Below are 16,573 nucleotides of genomic sequence, written 5' to 3' on the forward strand. Positions count from 1 at the left end.
TTTTTTTGATTGATTTTAAAATTCAAATTCTACTAAAATCGGGCAGTGGTCACTATGCACTGCATCGTTAAGGATAACGCTTCGTTTTATATTTTCTTGTAAATTTTCGGTCGCCATAGCATAATCTAATCGCCAACCTTTGTTATTCGCGCGGGCATTGGCACGGTAAGACCACCAACTGTATTTCTGAAGTTCAGGATTTAAATAACGAAACGTATCAATAAAGCCACTCTGAATGAAGTTGCCAATCCATTCGCGCTCCACAGGAAGGAAACCCGAAACGCCTTTCATTTTAGGGTTATGAATGTCGATTTCTTCATGACAAATATTGTAGTCCCCCAAAATGACAAGTCCGGGTAAATTAGTTTTTAATTGATTGATGTAGTTTTGAAACATGGCCATATATTCTAACTTATGGTCCAATCTGGCATCATTGGTTCCCGACGGCAGATACAAACTCATCACGGAAATATTATCAAAATCCGCGCGGATATTTCTACCTTCAAAATCCATGGAGGCAATGCCGGTCCCGTATTCCACGTGGTTGGGCTCGGTTTTACTTAAAATGGCAACACCACTGTAGCCTTTCTTTTGTGCGCTAAACCAATATTGGTAGCTGTAGCCCGCATCTTTAAATAGTGAAAGGTCTAATTGGTCTTCTTGGGCTTTAATTTCCTGAAGACAAATCACATCGGGATTCGTAGCTGTTAACCAATCTATAAAGCCTTTTTTTAGGGCGGCCCTGATACCGTTGACGTTATACGATGCAATTTTCATACGCGTTTCCCATTAAAGCGGGACTCTCATTTAAGTTAAACTCAATTTCCCAGCTAAATTAATAATACTGTACATTTACGCTATTATTTTAGGCTTGATTTAACGATAAAATAATTCTCGTTTTAGGAAGTTATTCTTTAGATGAAGGTTGCCGTAACTATTGTTTGTTTACTTGTGTCGTATCTTGGGTTTTCTCAAAAATCCGAAGGCAACTACCGAACCAAAAAACTAGCCGTAGAAGATTCTATAAAATTAGATTCGGTAAGTATAAATCCCGCTTATTTTAGTTTGAAGACCAAAGCTGGAACGTTAATCGATTCATCCCTATTCAGCATTGATTTTCCGACTTCAATTTTGAAATTGTCCAGCACGCTTGAAACCGACACCATTATTGTTTCATATTTACCCTACCCGAAATTTTTAACCCAAACCTACCGACAACTTGATTCTTCGGTGATCGTGAATAATTCTCAGGGTTTGCAGCGCTTGTATACCCTTCAAAATAGAGAACGAAAACGCGACTTTACACCGTTTGATGGGTTGACCACTTCTGGAAGTATTTCCCGCGGTGTCACTATTGGAAACAATCAAAACACGGTTTTAAATTCTGAATTAGACTTGCAGATTTCTGGAAAGCTTAGTGACAAGGTGACCTTAAAAGCCTCTATACAAGACGCCAATATCCCCTTGCAAGAAAGTGGGTATTCTCAACGTTTGGATGAGTTCGACCAAGTGTTTATTGAACTGCAAAGTGAGGATTGGCGTATCCGTGCGGGCGATATCGATTTGGTGGATACACAAAGTTATTTTGCGCGCTTTTCTAAACGTGTGCAAGGGCTTTTGGTCAATGCCAATCTCAGCGAAAAGATAACCGTTTTTGCTTCGGGCGCTTTGGTACGGGGACAGTTTACCACCAGTCAATTCACGGCGCAAGAAGGCAATCAAGGGCCGTACAAATTGCTTGGCCCTAACGGAGAATTATTTGTCTTGGTGGTGTCGGGAAGTGAGGTCGTCTATGTCAATGGAATTCCACTGACGCGGGGCGAAAATGAGGATTACATTATCGATTATAATGCGGGAGAAATCATTTTCAATTCAACGTATCCGATAACTTCGGAAATGCGAATCACAGTCGATTATCAATTCAGCGAACGCAATTATTCACGATTTATAGCCTTCGGTGGCGGGACGTTTGAAACTGAAAAACTAAAATTGAAAGCGTCGGTTTATTCCGAAAGTGATGCCAAAAATCAACCTTTACAGCAGAATTTGTCGACGGAACAAGTTCAGATTTTAGCGGATGCTGGGGATGACAGAGGGCAAATGGTAGCACCGTCTGCCCAGCAAGAAGACTTTTCCGAAAATCGAATTTTATACCGAAAGGATTTTGATGGCACAACGGAAATCTTTGTGTTTTCCAACAATCCTGAAGATGAATTGTTCAGTGTCCGTTTTTCGCAAGTCGGGCAAAACCAAGGGAATTATATCATCAGTACCACCGATGCCGTAAGTACCATTTATGAGTATGTTGCGCCCATTGCTGGCATTCCCCAAGGTAATTTTGAACCTGTGATTCAGCTCATAGCTCCTGAGCGTTTGCAGATTGCAGTCGTAAACGGCAACTATAAACCAAGCGAAAAAACCGATATCTTTTTTGAAGCTTCGGGGAGTAAGGAAGACCTCAATTTATTTTCAGGTCTAGATGATGGAAATAACGATGGCTTCGCCGGAAAGTTACGATGGAAACAGAAACTCATTCAGAATGATAGCCTCTGGAATTTAACGGCGCTAGCCGATGGGGATTTTATCAATAAAAACTTTAAGACCATTCAACGTTTGTACCGGGCGGAGTTTAATCGGGATTGGAATTTAGACATGCCTCTGGGGAATCAGTTACTATTGAATACGGGATTTCAGCTCAGCCATGCTAAAAAAGGCCAAGCCTCATATAATTTTGAACACCTTAATTTCTCCGAAAATTTTAACGGCAATCGGCATTTGTTGTTTGCCAATTTTAATTTGAAGGGCTGGTCAGTATTTAGCAATTCTAGTTACCTAAACAGTGAAAGCAATATCAATAGTTCTGAATTTTTGCGTTCGTTTAATCGAGTGGTTTACGGTCAGAAAAATAAATGGGCTGGCACAAAAGTGGCTTTGGAATCTAACGAGCAAAAAGATAAAGCCACTAATGAATTTACGCCGTTAAGCCAGCGTTTTATATCGTATGAAGCTTTTGTTGGCGTCGGCGATTCTACAGCGATTTTTGCTGAAGTTGGATATAAATTCAGAACCAATGATAGTTTGCGCAATAATCAAATTGAGCGCGTTAACACTTCGGATACCTATTATGTAGAGTCGAAATTGATTCAATCTGCAAAAGCCAATCTAAACCTATTTGCCAACTACCGTAATTTAAAATTCACAGACCCCGAGATTGAAGACCAAAACTCACTCAATAGCCGATTGAGTTTCAATTTAAAATTGTTTCAAAATGTGTTGTTGTCCAATACTAATTATGAAACCAATTCGGGTTCGCTACCACAACAAGAATTCACCTATGTGGCGGTAGAGCCGGGACGAGGTGCGTATACCTGGAATGATTACAATAACAACCGTATCCAAGAGTTGGATGAGTTTGAATTGGCACAGTTTCAAGACCAAGGCGAGTTTATTAGAGTGTTATTACCAAATCGGATTTTTGTTAGGACTCATCAAAATCGTTTTAGCCAAACCTTAACGTTTAATCCACAACCTTGGGCCGTTTCAGAAGATAAAACAAAAAAATTCTGGTCTCATTTTTACAATCAGTCGTCCTTTTTAGTCGATAATAAATTGCGAAGAACGGGTAACGATTTTAACCTAAATCCGTTTGAAGCCTTGGGCGATGTTGCGGATGATAATCCCGACCGATTAGGCCTGAATATCAGTTTGCGGAATACCCTGTTTTTTAATCGAGGAAAGCAGAATTTTACAACATCCTACACGTTTTTGAATAATAAAACTCAGAATCTGTTATCTATAGGTTTTCAGAAGAACAATTCGGTGGCGCATCAGTTTAATTTCAACCATAAGTTAGGTGCAAATTGGCTGTTAACGGCGATATCTAATTTTAGTACAACGGAGAATTTAAATCAGAATTTCGCCAATAGGGATTTTGACATCAAGGCTTCAGAAATCCAACCGAAATTGTCATATTTATTCAGTGAAAATGCTCAGTTTGATGTGTTTTATACCTTCAAAAATAAATCGAATGAAATAGGGTTATTGGAAGCGCTAGACCAGCAGAATTACGGATTTTCGTTCAATTTTAATAATGCCCAGAAGATAGGTTTGATAGGCGCGTTTAATGTCTTTCAGAATGATTATGAAGGCAATCCCAATAGTCCGGTAGCTTATCAAATTTTAGAAGGTTTACAGCCTGGAACTAATTTTACGTGGAATCTTTTAGCCCAGAAAAGGCTGACTAAATATCTTGATTTAAACCTAAGCTATTTTGGAAGAAAGAGTGAGTCTTCAAGAACCATCCATACAGGCAATGTGCAATTACGTGCCTATTTTTAATGTTACTGAAGCAACCTTTTTACTATACTTGCATCTAGTAAAGAAATTAATCAATGTAATATTATGAAAAAAATCATTTTAACTGTTTTAGCACTTTCAATTTTTATTACATCTAAAGCTCAAGACGGCGAAACGCCAGAAATTGCTGATAATGCAACAAGTGAAGTAAAACTAAATGCTCTTTTTATGGTGGTTGGAGCCTTTGACGTCACTTATGAATATCTGTTAAACCAAGAATCAGGTCTCGGTATTGAGGTATTTGTCCCATTCGATGAAGAGATTAGGGATGATATTAATTATTATGTATCACCATATTATCGACTGTATTTTGGAAAGAAATATGCCGCTGGATTCTTCTTGGAAGGCTTTGGAATGTTAAATTCCATTAAAGAGACAACCTTTGATTTTTCTCAAACAGTATTTGACGGCCCTGTAATTGAACGTGAAGAAAACATCACAGATTTTGCGCTCGGTATTGGTTTAGGTGGCAAATGGTTAACTAATAGCGGCTTTGTTGGTGAATTGAGTTTTGGAATCGGCCGAAATTTATTTAATAGCTCCGATGTTAGCGAAGATTTTGTAGGTAAGCTGGGTATTACTTTAGGGTATAGATTTTAATGTTTTAAAAAACGTTGCGTTATTGGGCCACTTGAAGTCATTGCTTCTAGAAAATAAATACCACTTTGATATAGCGAAACGTCAATATGTTTTTCATACGAGTTTACCTTAAAATGCTTTATTATTTTACCTGTAGATTCGTATAGTTTTACAAATTCAATATATACCTTGGATTTTAGTTTTAATATATCTGTAACCGGATTTGGATGCAGTGTAAAGTCCAACACCGCTGTTTCATTTAAACTTAGAGTGTTTCCTTCTATAAGAAATAGTGTCTGATTTGGATTAATATCTCTATAGGTTTCTACTAGTCCACTCAACCAAGTAACCTTTACGTAATCAATAAGGGTAGCATTACCGATGCCAAATGTCTCAGTAGCTGAATTTTGTCCTAGATAGCCTTCACCACAATTGGTGTAATGATATTGTTGCTGTCCGTTCGAAGAAATTTCAATTACTGAGCCAATACCATCTCTATTACTGGTTGTGCCTTGAAGTTTAACTTTTAGCCAATTATTGTTTTCAGTGTTTTTATTTTCCCAGAGTACAATATCCTGGTCATCGGTATTAGTTACTACAAAATCAGTAAGCCCATCATTATTTAAATCTCCTGTTGCGTTACTATGGCTTCGCCCTTCGTCATTGTCAAAACCAGCCATAGTTGGGATACTGAAATTACTGTTACCATCATTTTCAAAGAATGCTGCAGATGGAAAACTACTTTGAAAGAGACTACTGCTTACATAGAGATCTAAATCAGCATCATTATCTCCATCTAAGAATATAGCACCCCAAGTAAAGCTGACGAGATCGGTGCCTGTGCTTGGAGCAACATCTGTAAAAGTTTCATCTCCATTGTTTTTTAGTAGGACACATTCGCCAGCATTGGTGACATAAATATCAAAAAAACCGTCACGGTTATAATCGCCAACAGTTACTGTCATCGCATCAATTAAAAGATCAGTTCCCGAAGAAGCACTTATATCAGTAAACGTACCGTCGCCATTATTCTTGTAAAGCTGATTTTTATGAAATTCTTCAGCTCTTTTATCATTTGAAATATACAAGTCCTGAAAACCATCATTGTTAATATCAATCCAAGCCGAGCAAAAAGAAACATGCTTAGAACGGTCAATACCTGCCTCTACTGAAACGTCCGTAAACGTGGAATCACCATTATTTTTATAAAGGTAGTTAGGCGTAAAAGAAGACACCATTGGATCTCGGCTAGAAATGAACACATCTAAGAATCCATCATTATTATAGTCGCCCCATGAAGCTCCAAAAGAGTTTAAATCAGTAGTAGGAAACCCAGCTGTAACTGTGATGTCCTCAAAGATTAAATTACCTGTATTTTTAAAAAGTTTATTTCCAGCTTCATCACTAGTTACAAATAGATCTTTATCGCCATCATTGTCAATATCTACCCAATTAATTTGCTTCGCTTGGAAATCGATGAGGTTGTTATCGGTATCTCTCAGATTCAGGTTTATAGTAACAAAACCTAAGCCATCAATATTTTGAAAAAAAGCAAGCTCCGCACCGCTCTCAGTAGCAAATGATAAGTCGTCAAAACCGTCGTCATTAAAGTCGAAAAACGAAACGCCACCACCTAAAAAGGGAGCGCCACATGAAAAATCTACACCACGAGAAACTGCGGTGTTTTCAAATCTAATCTGAGCATTGGAAATAAAAGAAACGCTACAAAGCGCAAAGCCAAGTAATATTCTATTCATAATAGCACTTTTTTAAGCAAAGTATTGAATATAACTTGATATAGCAAATTATTAAGAATTGGCTTACATCCGCTTCAACCACTCCTTTACATCAACTTCTTTTTTAATGATCGACCTTAGGTCTTCAATTTTAACGCGACGTTGTTCCATGGTGTCTCTATGACGGATGGTTACACTGTTATCATCCAAGGTGTCATGGTCTACAGTGATACAGAAAGGCGTACCGTTTGCGTCTTGTCTACGGTAACGTCTACCAACTGCATCTTTTTCGTCATAAGCAACATTAAAATCCCATTTTAAATCGTTGACGATTTGTTTTGCGATTTCGGGGAGTCCATCTTTTTTAACCAGTGGAAGAATTGCCGCTTTGGTTGGTGCCAAAACTGCTGGCAACTTAAGAACGGTTCTCGTGGTATTGTTCTCTAATTCTTCTTCAACGAGGGCTGTAGATAGAACCGCCAAAAACATTCGGTCCAAACCGATAGATGTTTCCAAGACATAAGGTGTGTAACTCTCGTTGTCTTCATGGTCGAAATATTGGAGTTTTTTGCCTGAATGTTCCTCGTGAGCCTTCAAGTCGAAATCTGTACGTGAGTGTATACCTTCTAATTCCTTAAATCCGAATGGGAACTTAAACTCAATATCGGCGGCGGCGTCCGCATAATGCGCTAATTTTTCGTGGTCATGAAAACGGTACATATCCTCTCCCATACCAAGAGATAAGTGCCATTTCATTCGAGCTTCTTTCCAGTATTCATACCATTCGCCTTGTGTCCCTGGTTTAATGAAAAATTGCATTTCCATTTGTTCAAACTCACGCATTCTGAATATAAACTGACGCGCCACGATTTCGTTTCTGAATGCTTTTCCGGTTTGGGCAATGCCAAAAGGAATCTTCATGCGTCCGGTTTTCTGAACGTTTAAAAAATTCACAAAAATACCTTGAGCTGTTTCAGGTCGTAAATACAAATCCATAGCATGTTCGGCTGAAGCGCCAAGTTTGGTGCCAAACATTAAATTAAATTGCTTAACGTCGGTCCAATTCTTACTACCAGATAGAGGGTCGGCAATTCCCAGCTCTTCAATCAACGCTTTTACGTCTGCTAAATCTTCAGCTTCGAGTGATTTTGCCATTCGAGATAAAATCTCATTGATTTTTGTTTGATACCCTACTACTCGTGGATGTGTGCTTACAAATTCGTCTTTATTAAAGGCATCGCCAAAACGCTTTTCGGCTTTTTTAACTTCCTTATCAATCTTAGCCTCAAGCTTGGCGCAATAGTCTTCGATAAGCACATCGGCGCGATACCGTTTCTTGGAATCCTTATTGTCTATTAATGGGTCATTGAAGGCATCAACATGCCCAGAAGCTTTCCATGTGGTTGGATGCATAAAGATAGAGGCATCAATCCCAACAATATTGTCATTGAGTTGCACCATTGCCTTCCACCAATAGTCGCGGATGTTCTTTTTTAATTCTGCTCCATTTTGAGCGTAGTCGTAAACGGCACTTAAGCCGTCATAGATTTCACTGCTCTGAAACACATAGCCATATTCTTTGGCATGTGATATTACTTTCTTAAACTGGTCGTCGTTGTTTGCCATAGCGCAAAAATAAAAAACCGCACTTAGTTAACAGCGCGGTTTTTTAAAATTATAATTAGTTAATTTTTATTCGAGTGTAAAAGAGATTGTACCCAATTTTTGGCCTTTGTTAAATACCGTGATAAAGTATAAGCCCTTCATAAATGGTTCTTCATTTTCCTTTGGTTGAATAATCATACATAGGTCCACTGATCTGTTATTGTATTCTATAACGCGCTTATGACTGTAGATTAGACTTTTAGTGTTGAACTTAACCTCACCCATATCAGAAACTACATTATTTTCTGGGTCTACAATTTGAACGTAAATATCCTTCTCTCCGGCTTCCACCAGTGGATTACCCACTAGTGAGACACAGACATCCACGCCTTTGACACGTCTTGCTTTATCTGTATAAACACGTTTGCCGAAAATAGACCTTTTAAAGGCATTGGCTTTTACTTTAGCCATCGTTAAATAGGAAGCTTCGGACAAGCGTTCTGCCAATTGTCGGTTTGTTGTTTTGAGTTCGCTAACGTATTGATTTTTAGAATCTAACGATACTAATGATTCTTCTTTGGTGTTTTTTAGAAGCTCATTAGAGGAATTTAAAGAATCTATAACCGCCAATAAATGGTTGTTTTTCTGCTTAATCTTTTGGTACTGATTTCTGAGAATCATCATTTTAGATAATTCATTTTTGGCATACTTTAGGTCTATGATAGCCGATTGTAATTCCTTTTTAGTCTCTGAAATTACGTTAGACAAATGTGCATTGTCCGCCTCGATATCTTCGTACTTATCGAGCATCTGCATAATCTCAATCTGAATTAAGTTATTCTCTTCTTCAAGAAAGTTCTCCGTTGTTTTGAGCGAACCATAAGTAGAATATCCATAAATAGATATGGCTACGATAGCTAGTGCAAGAGACCCGATGAGAAGGCGGTAGTTAAAATGTTGAGGGTTAACTATCATGCTTTTGGATGTTGTGTCGAAAATATGTAATATTAGTATGGTCTCTTATTTTAATCGATGTAAGTATTGAAAAATTTGTTAAACCTGTTTTTTCCTACAGTTTGTGTGGGATGTAAAGTGCATTTAATGGATAATGAGGAACTTATGTGTACGAGTTGTAGACATCAGTTGCCCGTCACAAACTATCATTTCGTCGATAATGAAGCGGTTAAAAAAGTACTCTATGGTAGAATTAAATTGAAAAATGCAACATCGCTTTTACATTTTTCAAAGAAAGGATTGGTGCAAGAACTTTTGCATAACCTTAAGTATCGTGGGCATGAAGATATCGGCAAACATTTTGGACAATGGCTCGGTGCTGAATTGAAGGAAACGGGCGATTATAATTCTGTAGATGTTGTTATTCCCGTCCCGTTGCACAAATCAAAATTACGAAGTCGAGGCTATAATCAGGTAGATAAATTTGCTCAAGAAATTGCGTTGGCTTTAAATGTTGAATTCAGAAAGGACTTACTTATTAAACAGTTTGCAACTAAAACGCAAGTCTTTAAAAATCGTTTGATGCGCTATGATGATGCCAAGGCGCAATTCAAATTAATTGATACCGAAATATTAAAAAACAAACACGTTTTATTGGTCGATGATATTATTACAACGGGTGCTACGCTCGAAACTTGTGCCAACGAACTGTTAAAAACGGAAGGATTGACCCTTAGCGTCGCAACGATTGCAATTGCGGATTGATTTTTTCGTTTGTAGCTTTTAAAGTTGTTATTTTGCCTAAAATTTTGAAGACCATAATGCGAGGACCTGCTTTCCGTTTTTTCTGTGTATTATCATTAACGCTTCTTATTGTTGCTTGTGCCAGTAGAGGCCGACCTTCAGGCGGTGAAAAGGATACCGAACCACCGGTGATTGTACGTTCAGACCCAGAGAATTTCACTACCAATTTCAATAAGGACGAAATTCGAATTTACTTCAACGAATACATCAAACTGAAGGATATTCGTAAGCAATTGATTGTGTCGCCTCCTATGGACAATGACCCCATAATCTCGCCACAAGGTTCGGCAGGCAAGTACATTAGCATAAAGATCACAGACACCTTGGCGCCCAATACCACTTATGCCTTCAACTTCGGACAAAGCATTGTTGATAATAATGAAGAGAACCCATTTAGCTATTACCGCTACGTCTTTTCTACGGGGCCTACTATTGATTCGCTCTCGGTTACCGGTGCCGTTTTGGATGCGTTGGAGCGTCAACCAGAAACCTTTATAACCGTTGGTCTTTACGAGGTCGATTCTACGTTTAACGACTCCACCATTTACAAACAGAAACCAAAATACATTACCAATACCTTAGATAGCTTAACCACTTTTAGCATTGAAAACATCAAAGCTGGGACGTATAAGTTAGTCGCGTTAAAAGATAATAACGGAAACTATACGTTTGAACCTAAAACAGACAAAATCGGGTTTGTAGAAGGTTATATCGAAGTGCCCAAGGATACCAATTATCTCATAAAACTATTTAAAGAAGTACCGAAATTGAAAGTCTTACGACCCTTCCAAGCGGGAGAACAGCGTGTAGGTTTTCCGTTTGAAGGTAATCCCGAAGGCTTGAAGATTTCAATGTTAGATGCCCTTCCCGAAGGTACTAAAACCCGAATCACCAAAGACCGCGACAAAGACAGTTTATACTATTGGTACCATCCAAAACTTGAACTAGACTCTACATTTTTCAAGCTTGAAAGAGGTACTTTTGTGGATACGTTGAAGCATAAATTCAGGCCAGCCGAAAAGGACTCGTTGACGATAACCATGTTGACCCCAGGAAATTTACCGTACCAAAAAAACATGACTTTGGCGGGTAGCACACCTTTCGACTTATTGGACAGAAGCAAAATTACACTTATCGATAAGGATTCAGTTGCTGTGGCTTTTACTATTGAAGAAGACTCATTGTTGAACACGTATCAATTTCCTATTGAATTAAAAGAAGATGAGCGTTATGCTATGAGTATTCTGCCCGGTGCGTTTGAAGATATTTTGGGCACACAAAACGACACCCTAAACTTCAATTTTAGAACTCGAAAAAAATCTGAATTAGGAAATATTAGAGTCTCCTTAATTAATGCGAAACTTCCATTAATAGTGCAGTTAACAGATGAACAGGGAAAAGTGCTATATGAAAAATATGCAGAAACAAGTCCTGTGGTAGATTTTACCAATATTGAACCTAAGCAATATCAGCTTCGTGTTATTTTTGACGAAAACAAAAACGGCAAGTACGACCCTGGCAGTTTCTTACTCAATACTCAACCTGAACGTACGAGTTATCATCCCGTATTAGAGGATACCAATGTCCGTGCTAATTTTGATTATAATATTTCTCTTACTCTCGAAAATTAAAGTGGTCGCGGTCGTTTAAGAAATTGAGTTTATCTCGGTACGTTTTAATCTTAGATTTCTCTAAAGTCACAACTTCGATAGCTTCTTTATTCTCAGGAATCGAATCTATTCTATGCCCCAAAACATCATAGCACGCCGAGTGTCCAGGATACTCATGATTGTTGCCGTCCAAGCCAACTCTATTTACACCAATGCAATAGCTCATATTTTCAATAGCGCGCGCTTTCAATAGCGCATCCCAAGCGTTGATTCTCGGTTTAGGCCAATTGGCAACATAGAGTAAAAGGTCATAATCTTCGGTGTTTCTTGCCCAAACGGGGAAGCGTAAATCATAACAAATTAGAGGGCAAATTTTCCAGCCTTTATAGTCAATGATGACCTTTTCTTTTCCTGCAGTGTACACCTTATGCTCGCCGGCCAACGTAAAGGTGTGGCGTTTATCGTAAGTTGAAATTTTGCCATCAGGTTCTATAAATACAAGCCTATTGTAAAGCTGTTCATGCTCTTTAATGACCAAACTGCCAGTAATAGCAGTATTGTTTTTTTTTGCTAAATTTTTTAAAAGTTGAATGGACTCACCATTCATGGTTTCGGCAATGCTTTCACCATGCATTGTAAAGCCAGACGTAAACATTTCGGGTAAAACGATAAGGTCTACAGCGTCTGAAATCTCTTCAATATGTTGTTGTATGGCTACCCGATTTTGAACTGGATTCTCCCAAGCCAAAGCCATTTGCACCAATGCAACGGTTAAGTCTTCCTTCATACCGTTAAAATTACGCTTTTAAAATTTCAATTAAAATATATGTGCTAATTTCAAGCATCAAAAAAATTTCAAGATATGCGTATTACCTTTTGGAGTTTGCTGTTTGTTTTTGTAGGGTCGTTTCAAACTTCTGCTCAGAATGATTATTACTTTCCAGCGAAAGCTGAAGCTTGGGAAACGGTTTCAACATCAGATTATAATATTAATAATGGGCAACTTCAAAAGGCCGTTGATTTTGCCAAAGCGAATGAATATTCTGGGTCTCGTGATTTGCGTATCGCTATTTTAAAAGGCTTCGAGCGCGAGCCATTTCATGAAATTTTAGGTCCGACCAAAAAGCGTGGAGGTCCTGCCGGAATGATACTTAAAAACGGGTATAAAATTGCGGAATGGGGAGATACCAAACGTGTGGATATGACCTTTAGCGTTACAAAAATTTTCCTATCTACCGTTGCAGGATTGGCCGTTGACCAAGGTCTTATCGCTTCCGAAAATGATAGAGTCGGCAATTATGTTTGGGATGGCACATTTAGAGGGAAGCACAACGAACAAATTACTTGGGCACATTTGTTACAGCAAAATTCGGATTGGTCGGGAGAACTTTGGGGTATTAAAGATTGGGCGGACCGACCACCACGAGAAGGCGATATTGATGATTGGAAAAACCGAAAACTTAACACGCCAGGAACAGTTATGGAATATAACGATGTCCGCGTCAATGTTTTGGCGTACTCCTTATTACAAGTATGGCGCAAACCAGTGCCACAGGTTTTAAAGGAGAATTTGATGGATAAAATCGATGCCTCAACCACTTGGCGTTGGTTTGGTTATAAAGATGCTTGGACAACGGTTGATGGCTTACAAATGAAGTCGGTTACAGGTGGAGGCCATTCTGGCGCAGGGTTGTTTATTTCTACAGAAGATATAGCCCGATTTGGACTGCTATTCTTAAACGATGGTAAATGGAATGAGGAACAAATTATAAGTAAAGATTGGATAGAACGAGCCATAACACCATCCGAGCCCAACGTGAATTACGGCTACATGTGGTGGCTCAATAAAAAAGGACCACGCCATTGGGAGCAAGTTTCAGAATCTATTTATTATGGTGCTGGATTCGGCGGTAATTTTATAATCGTAGACCGAGATAATGACGTTGTTATAGTAACGCGCTGGTTAGAACCTTCAAAAGTGAAGGAATTTATGCAGACTTTGGTGAAGGCGTTTTAAGACCGCTCAACCTTATCCAATTTTTCCTTAGCCTCATTCACTTTTTCACGGAGTTTGGCAATGTCGGTTTCGTATTCCTCGATTTCAACAGGAGATAGTTTCCCTTTTTTCTTAAGGCGTTCAAACTTATTTTCTTTATCGTTCAAGCGCTCTTTGGCTTTAAGGTAATTGTCTCGCGCACGCTCTAATTCGCGTTGGCGTTTTTCAATTTTATCTTGTTTGCGTTTTAGTTCTTTCGCTTTGTCTTCTGCTTCTTTTTTCGCCTTTTCAATATCTCTTTCACGTTTTTCCAACGCTTCCTCGGCTTCGAGTCGCTCTTCTAAATTTGAAGTGATTCTTTGCTTGTCTTCCTGCGATAATTGTGCCGTTACGTCTTGGCCTTCGTTATAAAAGGTATCGCCTTTTACGGTGTAAACTTTCCCAGAATCCATAATGACCTGCTCGCTACTTCCGCAGGACACTAGGGTTATGGCGAGTGCAAAAAATGTATATTTTAAAAATCTCATAGTGTTATAATTTGTGAACTGATAAGATAGGGAAACCCTTGGCTCATCTTTGTTCAATCCCTATTTTATTTGACACAAAATCTCCGAAGCCTTAATCAGAGTTTCGTCCGTTTTGGCGAAACAGAACCTCAATACCTTGTCGTCTTTTCCGTCGACATTAAATACCGAAAGCGGAATTGATGCAATTTTGAAATCTTTGGTTAAGCGTTTAGCAAAATCAACGTCATGCTCATCTGTAATGTTTGAAAAGTCCAAAACCTGAAAATACGTCCCTTTTGAAGGTTTAAATTTGAATTTTGAATCGGAAATCAAATTCAGGAATAAGTCGCGCTTCGCTTGAAAAAATGACGATAGATTCAAATAGGTTTGTTCGTCTTGCATATAATCCGCAATGCCTTTTTGCGACGGGTGATGCACCGAAAATACATTGAATTGATGTACTTTTCTGAACTCGGCCATTAAGTTTGAAGGCGCGCAGGTATACCCAATTTTCCAACCGGTATTGTGAAAGGTTTTCCCGAAGGACGCTGTGATAAAACTTCGGGCTTTGAGATTTTCAAATGTACAAAGGCTGTGGTGTTGGGCGTCATCATAAACCATGTGTTCGTAGACTTCATCGCTAAGTACTATGATTTCTGTATTGTTAGTCAAATTTTCTAAAGCTTTCATGTCACTTTCAGACCAAATGGTACCACTTGGATTATGAGGTGTATTGATGATAATCATCCTCGTTTTTGATGACACTTTGGATTGTACCTCGTCCCAATCGACACTGTAATCGGGCGCAGACAATTGAACGGATACAGTTTTTCCGCCATTAAGATTAATCGCAGGCTCATAGCAATCGTAAGCCGGTCTAAAAATAATGACTTCATCATCGGGTTTTACAAAAGCAGAAATGATGCAATAAATGGCTTGTGTAGCGCCGGCAGTTACTGTGATTTCGGTATCGGGATGGTAACTGGCGTTGTACAGTTTTTGGTATTTATTGGCGATGGCCAAAAGTAAATCTAACTGTCCTGGCATGGGCGCATACTGGTTGTAACCGTTGTTTGAGGCTTTAGACACCAAGTCTATCAACGTTTGGTCACTCGGAAAATTAGGAAAACCTTGCGAGAGGTTTAAAGCGTTATGGGTGTTCGCCAACTGGCTCATTACCGTGAAAATGGTAGTGCCAACATTTGGGAGTTTAGAGTGGATAGTCATGCGGGTCAGTCGTTAAATAGACCATGACATCGTCAACGCAAGTGTTGAGGTTGTTTTTGATTTCATGGTCCCAAAACCTAAAGATAGTAAAACCAAGGGCTTTTAACTCACTGTTCACCTGCCGGTCGCGTTGCATATTACGTTCTATCTTCGGAATCCAGAAATCACGATTGGTTTTAATCTTGGCTTTGCGTTCTTCCCAATTGTAGCCGTGCCAATATTCGCCATCGATAAACACGGCGAGTTTATATTTTTTAATGGATACATCAGGTCGTCCCGGTAATTGCTTGCTATCCACACGATACCGAACGCCTTTTTTCCAAAGCGCTTTCCGAAAGAGAAGCTCAGGCTTTGTATTCTTCCCACGGATTTTGCTCATGATTTTTGAGCGTTTTTTGGTGGTGTAGAAACCCGCTTCTTCACTAAATTTTGGGACTTTGATTATGAGTTCGTCATAAGCCATGGGCTAAAGTTACTCATGAAATCTGATTGGGATTGTTTCTAAAGCATTAAAAATGAATGCAAGTCTTAAGGCCTTGAGGAACTATTTGCGAAATCTGAAAGTCTTGGCGTATCCTTTAACAATGTCCACCGCTCCTCCAAAGGAAAATGCGAACGAACAAAAATTTCAGGATTGGTAAGGAACCAATAATCATCGGTGTGGTTGGCATTTTTATGACTATTTGCCCAAGTTAAATCCAATAAGTGCCATTGTCCGTTGAGCTTTACGGCATTCCATGTATGGTTTGGGGCATTGTAGCTGGTCGCCATTTTGGTAAAACCGTGAATGTATTCCGATGAAATTCCAACACGTTCACATAGCGCCTTGAATAGAAAGGCGTAGCCACCGCATAAGGCTTTTTTGCGTTTAAGAACGTGAGCAATCACGTTGTATTCAGAAGTGTAAATCTTTTTTTGGAGTGACTTGCTGAGGCGTAAGTCAAAATCATAGTTGATGTTTGTGATAATCCAACGGTAAATAGCTTTTGCTTTTTGGTGTTGTGAACTGCTGTTTTGTGTGATTGAAAATGCTAAATGCGAAAGTTGGGCATCCAAAGTATTCTTAACGGTTTCCTGCTGAGGTACGCTTCTTTTTATGACGTATCTCGACTGGGAAAATACCAAAGAGGAGCACAATAAACATATAATTATGAGAAACTTAGGCAACTTTAGCAATTTAGGGTCTGATTTTTAAACGCT

The 16,573-nt window shown here is 38.9% G+C and carries 14 protein-coding genes; 5 read left to right on the forward strand and 9 right to left on the reverse strand.

What is annotated here, in order from left to right:
- Positions 1-15: 15 nt before the first annotated feature.
- On the reverse strand, positions 16-777 hold the full coding sequence (locus tag ACFOSX_RS04710; protein ID WP_386097521.1) for an exodeoxyribonuclease III: 762 nt from the start codon (positions 775-777) through the stop codon (positions 16-18).
- Between the two features lie 141 nt (positions 778-918).
- Between ACFOSX_RS04710 and ACFOSX_RS04715 the strand changes: the two genes are divergently transcribed.
- Positions 919-4,338 carry a hypothetical protein gene (locus ACFOSX_RS04715; protein ID WP_386097523.1) on the forward strand — a complete coding sequence of 1,140 codons (3,420 nt, stop codon included), beginning with the start codon at positions 919-921 and terminating at the stop codon, positions 4,336-4,338.
- A gap of 63 nt (positions 4,339-4,401) precedes the next feature.
- Complete coding sequence (locus tag ACFOSX_RS04720) at positions 4,402-4,956, forward strand: DUF3575 domain-containing protein (protein WP_386097525.1); 555 nt, start codon at positions 4,402-4,404, stop codon at positions 4,954-4,956.
- Here ACFOSX_RS04720 and ACFOSX_RS04725 read toward each other — a convergent pair.
- The 3 genes from ACFOSX_RS04725 to ACFOSX_RS04735 form a co-directional block, all read right to left on the reverse strand.
- Entirely contained in the window at positions 4,953-6,692 is a 1,740-nt protein-coding gene (locus ACFOSX_RS04725; protein ID WP_386097526.1) for an FG-GAP-like repeat-containing protein, read from the reverse strand. The genes ACFOSX_RS04720 and ACFOSX_RS04725 overlap by 4 nt on opposite strands.
- 63 nt (positions 6,693-6,755) lie before the next feature.
- Positions 6,756-8,297 carry a glycine--tRNA ligase gene (locus tag ACFOSX_RS04730; protein WP_386097528.1) on the reverse strand — a complete coding sequence of 514 codons (1,542 nt, stop codon included), beginning with the start codon at positions 8,295-8,297 and terminating at the stop codon, positions 6,756-6,758.
- Positions 8,298-8,363: 66 nt separating this feature from the next.
- Positions 8,364-9,251: a hypothetical protein gene (locus ACFOSX_RS04735; protein WP_386097530.1), complete on the reverse strand. Its 888-nt coding sequence runs from the start codon at positions 9,249-9,251 to the stop codon at positions 8,364-8,366.
- Between the two features lie 126 nt (positions 9,252-9,377).
- Between ACFOSX_RS04735 and ACFOSX_RS04740 the strand changes: the two genes are divergently transcribed.
- Together ACFOSX_RS04740 and ACFOSX_RS04745 are read left to right on the forward strand one after the other, a co-directional pair.
- Complete coding sequence (locus tag ACFOSX_RS04740) at positions 9,378-9,995, forward strand: ComF family protein (RefSeq protein ID WP_386097532.1); 618 nt, start codon at positions 9,378-9,380, stop codon at positions 9,993-9,995.
- Between the two features lie 44 nt (positions 9,996-10,039).
- Positions 10,040-11,665: an Ig-like domain-containing domain gene (locus tag ACFOSX_RS04745; protein ID WP_386097534.1), complete on the forward strand. Its 1,626-nt coding sequence runs from the start codon at positions 10,040-10,042 to the stop codon at positions 11,663-11,665.
- Here the strand turns inward: ACFOSX_RS04745 and ACFOSX_RS04750 are convergent.
- Complete coding sequence (locus ACFOSX_RS04750; protein ID WP_386097535.1) at positions 11,649-12,431, reverse strand: amidohydrolase; 783 nt, start codon at positions 12,429-12,431, stop codon at positions 11,649-11,651. The two genes, ACFOSX_RS04745 and ACFOSX_RS04750, sit on opposite strands and share 17 nt — an antisense overlap.
- A 75-nt stretch (positions 12,432-12,506) precedes the next feature.
- Here ACFOSX_RS04750 and ACFOSX_RS04755 point away from each other — a divergent pair, with 75 nt between their 5' ends.
- Positions 12,507-13,661, forward strand: a complete 1,155-nt coding sequence (locus ACFOSX_RS04755) for a serine hydrolase domain-containing protein (RefSeq protein ID WP_386097537.1) — start codon at positions 12,507-12,509, stop codon at positions 13,659-13,661.
- On the opposite strand, the gene ACFOSX_RS04760 is transcribed toward ACFOSX_RS04755, so the two are convergent.
- The 4 genes from ACFOSX_RS04760 to ACFOSX_RS04775 all read right to left on the reverse strand — a co-directional run bounded on the left by ACFOSX_RS04760 (position 13,658) and on the right by ACFOSX_RS04775 (position 16,540).
- Entirely contained in the window at positions 13,658-14,167 is a 510-nt protein-coding gene (locus ACFOSX_RS04760; RefSeq protein ID WP_386097539.1) for a hypothetical protein, read from the reverse strand. The genes ACFOSX_RS04755 and ACFOSX_RS04760 overlap by 4 nt on opposite strands.
- Before the next feature lie 60 nt (positions 14,168-14,227).
- A complete protein-coding gene (locus ACFOSX_RS04765) occupies positions 14,228-15,373 on the reverse strand; it encodes a methionine aminotransferase (protein WP_386097541.1) in 1,146 nt (381 codons plus the stop codon).
- Positions 15,357-15,836, reverse strand: coding sequence for a very short patch repair endonuclease (locus tag ACFOSX_RS04770; protein WP_386097543.1), 480 nt, complete (start codon positions 15,834-15,836; stop codon positions 15,357-15,359). The genes ACFOSX_RS04765 and ACFOSX_RS04770 overlap by 17 nt, the downstream gene beginning before the upstream one ends.
- A gap of 65 nt (positions 15,837-15,901) precedes the next feature.
- Positions 15,902-16,540 carry a transglutaminase domain-containing protein gene (locus ACFOSX_RS04775; protein ID WP_386097545.1) on the reverse strand — a complete coding sequence of 213 codons (639 nt, stop codon included), beginning with the start codon at positions 16,538-16,540 and terminating at the stop codon, positions 15,902-15,904.
- Positions 16,541-16,573: the final 33 nt, after the last annotated feature.

It is taken from the genome of Winogradskyella maritima, assembly GCF_042650215.1.
Taxonomy (GTDB): Bacteria; Bacteroidota; Bacteroidia; order Flavobacteriales; family Flavobacteriaceae; genus Winogradskyella; species Winogradskyella maritima.

Coding starts and splice junctions, on each gene's coding strand:
- ACFOSX_RS04750 (WP_386097535.1), bottom strand. CDS start 12,431: ATGAAGGAAGACTTAACCGTTGCATTGGTGCAAATGGCTTTGGCTTGG.
- ACFOSX_RS04765 (WP_386097541.1), bottom strand. CDS start 15,373: ATGACTATCCACTCTAAACTCCCAAATGTTGGCACTACCATTTTCACG.
- ACFOSX_RS04720 (WP_386097525.1), top strand. CDS start 4,402: ATGAAAAAAATCATTTTAACTGTTTTAGCACTTTCAATTTTTATTACA.
- ACFOSX_RS04710 (WP_386097521.1), bottom strand. CDS start 777: ATGAAAATTGCATCGTATAACGTCAACGGTATCAGGGCCGCCCTAAAA.
- ACFOSX_RS04715 (WP_386097523.1), top strand. CDS start 919: ATGAAGGTTGCCGTAACTATTGTTTGTTTACTTGTGTCGTATCTTGGG.
- ACFOSX_RS04725 (WP_386097526.1), bottom strand. CDS start 6,692: ATGAATAGAATATTACTTGGCTTTGCGCTTTGTAGCGTTTCTTTTATT.
- ACFOSX_RS04760 (WP_386097539.1), bottom strand. CDS start 14,167: ATGAGATTTTTAAAATATACATTTTTTGCACTCGCCATAACCCTAGTG.
- ACFOSX_RS04740 (WP_386097532.1), top strand. CDS start 9,378: ATGGATAATGAGGAACTTATGTGTACGAGTTGTAGACATCAGTTGCCC.
- ACFOSX_RS04730 (WP_386097528.1), bottom strand. CDS start 8,297: ATGGCAAACAACGACGACCAGTTTAAGAAAGTAATATCACATGCCAAA.
- ACFOSX_RS04755 (WP_386097537.1), top strand. CDS start 12,507: ATGCGTATTACCTTTTGGAGTTTGCTGTTTGTTTTTGTAGGGTCGTTT.
- ACFOSX_RS04735 (WP_386097530.1), bottom strand. CDS start 9,251: ATGATAGTTAACCCTCAACATTTTAACTACCGCCTTCTCATCGGGTCT.
- ACFOSX_RS04770 (WP_386097543.1), bottom strand. CDS start 15,836: ATGGCTTATGACGAACTCATAATCAAAGTCCCAAAATTTAGTGAAGAA.